Genomic DNA, 6,434 nt, shown 5'->3' with positions numbered 1-6,434 from the left:
TTTCCTCCTATAATATTATTAGAATTTTAATAAAAATTATTGCATCTTACGTAAAAAATGATATCATAACATATATACATATAAAAAAATCACTTAAATGTTTTAAAAAAAAGCTAATTACTTGAAAAGGGATTTATGAGTATAGATTCAAAAGAAACTAAAAAGATATATATTTTGTTGACAAAAACAACTTCAATTTTTTCACGCATAATATCTATTTTTACAGGAGATAAATATACTCATTCTTCTATTTCTTTAGACAAAAGTCTTGATAAGATGTACAGCTTTGGCAGAAAAAGGACATATAATCCTTTTTTGGGCGGATTTACTGAAGAACATATAAATTATGGCGTTTATATGTTTTCACCTAATGTTCCTTGCGTTGTTTTGGAATTAGATGTAACGAATGAGCAATATGAAAATATTAAAAAGAGTCTTGAATATTTTGTAGCTAACAAAAAGAAATATAAATATAATTACAGAACACTTTATAACCATTTGTTTTCTTCTGTAAAACGCAGCAAAAACCGTTTTGCTTGTTCTGAATTTGTTTATTATATTTTGTATTCAAACAATGTTTTGGATTTTAAAATTCCAATTGGAGCTATAAGACCTCAAACATTTTTGGATGCTTTGTCCGATAAGATTATATATAAAGGCAATTTACACAAGTATAAATGCTTTTTATATTCATTAGAAAAATCTTATCAATAATGTGAAAATTATTTGATACTATTCATTTTGAATATTAGACTCATTTCAAGTATAATGAAGTAAGCCTAATTTTTGCTTATGCTTTTTTAAAAATAAAAATTAAAGTGGTAAATGCATATGAAAAAAACAATCCTTCCTAAGATCAAAGAAACCATAACGGCAGTTTTACCAATATCCATACTATTGACTGTAATCAAATTAATTTTTTTGCAGGAAATGCCATGGGATTTGTTTGTGATCTTTTTGGTTGGAATGTTTTTATTGATGATAGGTATGTTTTTGTTTTCGTTGGGAACAGATACAGCTATGGTTCCTATCGGTCAAATGCTAAGTAAAGACGTTACAAAAAGTCAAAAAATAATACTCACAATATTTATTTGCTTTATTATAGGATTAGTAATTTCAATTGCTGAGCCTAATTTGCATATATTTGCCGATCAGATTCCTAAAGTTAAAAGTAATCTTTTAGTGCTAACTGTAGGCATAGGCATAGGTATCTTTTTGATTATTGGTCTTTTAAGAACGGTTTTCAAAATTAAAATCAAATATATTCTTGCGGTTTCTTATTTTTTAATAATTTTAATTATGATTTTGGATCAGCAAAGCAACTTTATTTCAATAGCTTTTGATGCTGCTGGTGCTACTACAGGGCCTATTTCTGTTCCGTTTATAATGTCTTTTGGTGCTGGTCTTGCTGCAGTTAAAGGCGGAAAAACATCAGAAAGTGACAGCTTTGGATTGCTTGGAATTTGTGCAATAGGACCTGTATTATCTGTTTTAATTTTGGGCCTATTTTCTAATTCAGGCGATTATTTGATAAGACTAGATGAATACGTAAGCATAGAAATGTCTCAAATACCTGGTTTGTTTTTAAGAGAATTGCCTAAAACTATGTTAAATGTAGCATTAGCATTAAGTCCTATTTTGATTTTATTTACTTTATATAAACTTATTTATAGAAACATTTCTCATAGACAAGTCAAAAAACTTATAGTTGGAATGTTATATACATATATAGGTATCACAATATTTTCTACAGGAGCTAACATTGGTTTTATACCAATGGGACAATATTTCGGAAAGCATCTTGCTGCATTGAAGTATAACTGGATTTTGATTCCAATAGGATTTGTAATCGGCGTTTTGATAATTGCAGCAGAACCCGCTGTCCATGTTCTCAAAAAGCAGGTTGAAGAAATTACAGGCGGTGCAATTTCGGAAAAAGTTTTGTTTTTTAGCCTTGCTGTAGGAATAGGATTGGCTATTTCGCTTTCAATTATAAGAGCTTTGTATCATGTCAATATTTTATTTTTCCTTATTCCTGGATATGTTTTGGCTGTATCTTTATCTTTTGTTGTTCCCGAAGTCTTTACCGCACTTGCGTTTGACTCAGGTACAGTCGCATCAGGAGTTATGGCAGCAACTTTTATAGTCCCATTGACAATGGGAGTATATTTATATGACGGTCCAGGGTCAATGATAAATTCTTTCGGCGCAATTGCTTTTGTAACAATGATGCCGATTATCACTATTCAAATTATGGGATTGATTTATAAGATAAAATCTCATAAGAAAAAAGCACAAAAAGCTCATAAAGATGATAATATGATAGTTGAATTAGAAAGTTAGAAAGAGTTTTTGACAAAGATTATTAACTTAAATTATAATTACTACAAAAATATAAATAATAAGGTGTGAGACTTGAAAAGTGTTATTGCTGAAAAAATTAAAGAGACTTTAGTTTCTGTTTTGCCTATTACTGCAATTGTAGTTTTGTTGAAGGTGTTTTTTGTTAAAGAAATGCCTATGGATATGTTTTATGCATTATTGATAGGTGTTTTTTTCCTTTGTGTTGGATTTTTTCTTTTTTCTCTTGGAACAGACATGGGTATGCTTCCTATGGGAGAAATGCTAGGTGAAGGAATTACCAAAATTAACAAAAGAACACTTGCTATTCTAATCTGCTTTTTGATAGGAATTCTTGTTACTGTGGCCGAACTTGACCTTCATGTGCTTGCAATGCAAGTAACCTCATCATCAATAGAGGTGTTCACATTTGTGTTTGTAGTCGGCTTTGGTGTTGGAATGTTCTTGGTAATGGCATTATTAAAACTTGTGTTCAAGTTAAAAATAAAATATATCCTGAGCATTTCTTATGGGTTGATATTTTTATTGACGATTTTTGCCAATAAAAATTTTATTCCAATTGCATTTGATGCTAGCGGTGCGACTACAGGTCCTATAACCGTTCCGTTTATCATGGCGCTTGGAGCAGGTTTGGCTTCTATAAGCGGTTCTAAAAATACTGAAGAAGACAGCTTTGGACTTATAGGCATATGTTCAATAGGTCCGATATTTTCTGTCTTATTGCTTGGTTTTTTCTATGACTTTGGTTATACGGAAGATGTAGTTCAAACAATAGGTGGCGGATTTTGGAGCGTGTTGGGTTCATTTTTTATGAAATTGCCTTCTTACATGCTCGAAGTCTTTATATCTTTAATTCCTATTTTGGTGTTCTTTACCGTATATCAATTAATTAAAAGAAAAATAACTAAGCGTAGAATAGTTAAGTTAATTGTAGGTATTCTATATACCTATTTTGGAATAGTTTTGTTTTTGACTGGAGCTAACGCTGGATTTGTTCCCGCAGGAAGGTTTTTTGGGGAAAGCTTGGGAGCAATTGATTATAACTGGATTTTGATTATAATAGGATTTATAATAGGTTTAGCTATAATTTTAGCAGAGCCAGCAGTTCATATACTTAATAATCAGGTTGAAGAAATTACAGGCGGAGCAATACCCAAAAAGACTATGTTTATAAGCCTTGCTTTGGGAGAGGGAATATCAGTTGCTCTTAACATGGTAAGAGTTTTATATCATATTAACATTCTGTACTTTTTAATACCGGGTTTTGGGTTGGCGATTATATTAGGATTTTTTGTGCCTAATATATTTACGTCAATAGCATTTGATTCGGGCGGAGTTGCGGCTGGTACGATGTCAGGAGCGTTTATTGTTCCGTTTTCGATAGGTGTTTGTACTGCTGTTGGAGGCAATATGATGCAAGACGGATTAGGCGCAATAGGTATTATAGCGATGACGCCTATATTGACTATTCAGCTTGTTGGTTTAATATATAAACTGAAGTCAAGAACAAAGAAGATAAAACATCGTAAAAAATCAAAGCATAATAAACTTGACGAACAAATTATTGAAATCGGAGATTAGTATGGAAGAAAAATTAAAGCTTTATATGCTTTTTATTATCGTTGACCGAAAAAAAGGCTCTAAGATTACAGATATGCTAGACGACAAGGGTTTGCATTTCCATGTTATATTTTTGGGTCGCGGAACAGCCAATAGTGATATTTTGGAATATTTGGGCTTGGGAGAAAGTGAAAAAGATATCATTGTTAGTGTTGTTAATGATGAAAAAGTAAAAGATATTTTTGAAGAATTAAAGACAAGATTTGGTATTGAAACACCAGCGCAAGGTGTAGCTTTTACTGTTCCTGTTAACAGTATAGGCGGATTAAACAAACTTAAACAGTATACTGAAAATTTATAAGAGGAGAACAACAAATGTCTCAATTAGCATTGATTATTACGATTATTAATAGAGGTTTTGCTGATGATGCTATGGCAGCGGCAAAAAAAGCAGGTGCTACCGGCGGTACTATTTTAACAGGAAATGGAACTGTTAAAGAAGATACTGCAAAATTTTTTGGTATTTCTTTACATGCAGAAAAAGAAGTGCTTTTGATAGTAGCGTCTCAAGAAAAGAAATCAGACATTATGAAGGCAATTTTAGATCAGGTAAATCAAGATGAAGAATCAAAAGGTATAGTATTTTCTTTACCTGTTGATCAGGCACTTGGTTTTTCACCTGTTTTAATTAATGAGCTAAACGATAAAAAATAAAGAATAATTATTATGAATGATGGTTTTATAAAAGTTGCTGCAGCAACACCAAAGATAGTTACTGCTGATTGTATTAATAACACAGAAGAAATAATAAAATTAATCAATCAAGCTCAAAACTTAGGAGTTGACATTGTTGTTTTTCCTGAGCTTTGCATTACAGGTTATACCTGTGGAGATCTGTTTTTGCAACAAGCGTTGCAAGAAAGTGCAAAACAGTCTTTGGAAAAAATCATTGAGGCATCTCAAAATGCCGAAATGATTATATGTATAGGATTGCCTATAGCTTTTGATGAAAAACTGTATAATTGCGCAGCTGTAATTTCACAAGGCAAATTATTAGGTTTGGTACCCAAAAAACACATTCCTAATTATGCTGAATTTTATGAGCTTCGTTATTTTACAGGCGGCGAAATAGATTGTACTGTCAATATATTTGGTCAAGATGTTCTTTTGAGCAATAAGCAAATCTTTGTTCATAACGAGATTAAGAATTTTTCTTTGGGAGTTGAAATTTGCGAGGATTTGTGGGTAATAGAGCCCCCTTCAATTAAGTATATAAAAGCAGGGGCTACAATAATTGCTAATCTTTCCGCTTCAAATGAAATAATAGGCAAGGCAGATTATCGCAAACTTCTTGTTGCTTCTCAATCAGGAAGAGGTGTTTGCGGTTATATTTATTCGGATGCAGGCAGCGGAGAATCATCAACAGATATGGTTTTTGCAGGTCATAATATAATAGCCGAAAATGGCACAATCTTACAAGAATCATCTCTTTTTTATACAGGACTTACTGTTACTGAAATTGACATTGATAAACTAAGCAATGAAAGGCTTAGAATGAAGTTTATAAAAGATGACACTGACATTAAGAAAATTCCGTTTTTTCTAAAAAAAAAACATACAGAACTAACACGAGAAATATCTCAAAATCCTTTTATTCCTAAAGACCAAGCCGAAATATCCAAACGATGCGAAACTATACTCAATATTCAGGCATACGGACTTGTTACGCGGCTTCAGGCAACCGGAATAAAAAAAGTCATTATAGGCTTGTCAGGCGGTCTTGACTCAACTCTTGCGTTAATAGTCTCAATAAAAGCGTTTGAAATAATGGGACTAGATAAAAAGGATATTATTGCGGTTTCTATGCCTTCTGTTGCCAATTCTTCACGTACCAAAAATAACTCCAGACTTTTAGCGACATTAGAGGGTATAACATTTTTGGAAATTCCTATAAAAAAAGCTATAGAACAGCATATGGACGATATAGGAAATGATATTAATAACTTTGGCTTGGCTTATGAAAATGCTCAAGCCCGTGAAAGAACGCAAATTTTAATGGACATTGCCAATAACATCAATGCGCTTATGGTTGGAACAGGTGATTTGTCCGAACTTGCTTTAGGCTTTACGACATACGGTGGAGATCATATGTCAATGTATGGGGTTAACTGTTCGATACCCAAAACCTTAGTAAGGCATCTTGTTTGGTTTGAAGCTACGAAATCTGAAGGCACTAAAAAATCTGAGGTACTAAAAGATATTTTAAACACACCTATAAGTCCCGAATTAATTCCGTCAGATTCTGATAAAATATCTCAAAAGACTGAAGAGATTATTGGACCGTATGAGCTTCATGACTTTTTCTTGTATTATGCAGTGCGCTTTGGATTTGGTCCTAAAAAAATATTCAGACTTGCAAAATATGCTTTTAAAGAATTGTACTCAGATGAAATAATCAAAAAATGGCTTACAGTTTTTTATAAAAGATTTTTCGCCAATCAATTTAAAAGGTC

6 protein-coding genes are annotated in these 6,434 nt (G+C 32.2%); all 6 read left to right on the top strand.

Features of this window, described 5'->3' with window-relative positions:
- Positions 1-135: 135 nt before the first annotated feature.
- On the top strand, positions 136-714 hold the full coding sequence (locus VIL26_02040) for a hypothetical protein (GenBank protein HEY8389725.1): 579 nt from the start codon (positions 136-138) through the stop codon (positions 712-714).
- Between the two features lie 117 nt (positions 715-831).
- Positions 832-2,343, top strand: coding sequence for a DUF1538 domain-containing protein (locus VIL26_02035; protein HEY8389724.1), 1,512 nt, complete (start codon positions 832-834; stop codon positions 2,341-2,343).
- 72 nt (positions 2,344-2,415) lie between these two features.
- Positions 2,416-3,942: a DUF1538 domain-containing protein gene (locus VIL26_02030; GenBank protein ID HEY8389723.1), complete on the top strand. Its 1,527-nt coding sequence runs from the start codon at positions 2,416-2,418 to the stop codon at positions 3,940-3,942.
- A 1-nt stretch (position 3,943) separates the two neighbouring features.
- Positions 3,944-4,282 (top strand): hypothetical protein, encoded by a 339-nt coding sequence (locus tag VIL26_02025; GenBank protein ID HEY8389722.1) that lies wholly within the window; start codon positions 3,944-3,946, stop codon positions 4,280-4,282.
- 14 nt (positions 4,283-4,296) lie between these two features.
- Positions 4,297-4,635, top strand: a complete 339-nt coding sequence (locus VIL26_02020; GenBank protein ID HEY8389721.1) for a P-II family nitrogen regulator — start codon at positions 4,297-4,299, stop codon at positions 4,633-4,635.
- A 12-nt stretch (positions 4,636-4,647) separates the two neighbouring features.
- A partial coding sequence (locus tag VIL26_02015; GenBank protein ID HEY8389720.1) for an NAD(+) synthase occupies positions 4,648-6,434 on the top strand: 1,787 nt, incomplete at its 3' end.

The organism is Clostridia bacterium (assembly GCA_036562685.1).
Classification (GTDB): domain Bacteria; phylum Bacillota; class Clostridia; order Christensenellales; family DUVY01; genus DUVY01.
The sequence above is the reverse complement of the archived record's forward strand: the minus strand, read 5'-3'. Positions and strand labels throughout refer to the sequence as shown.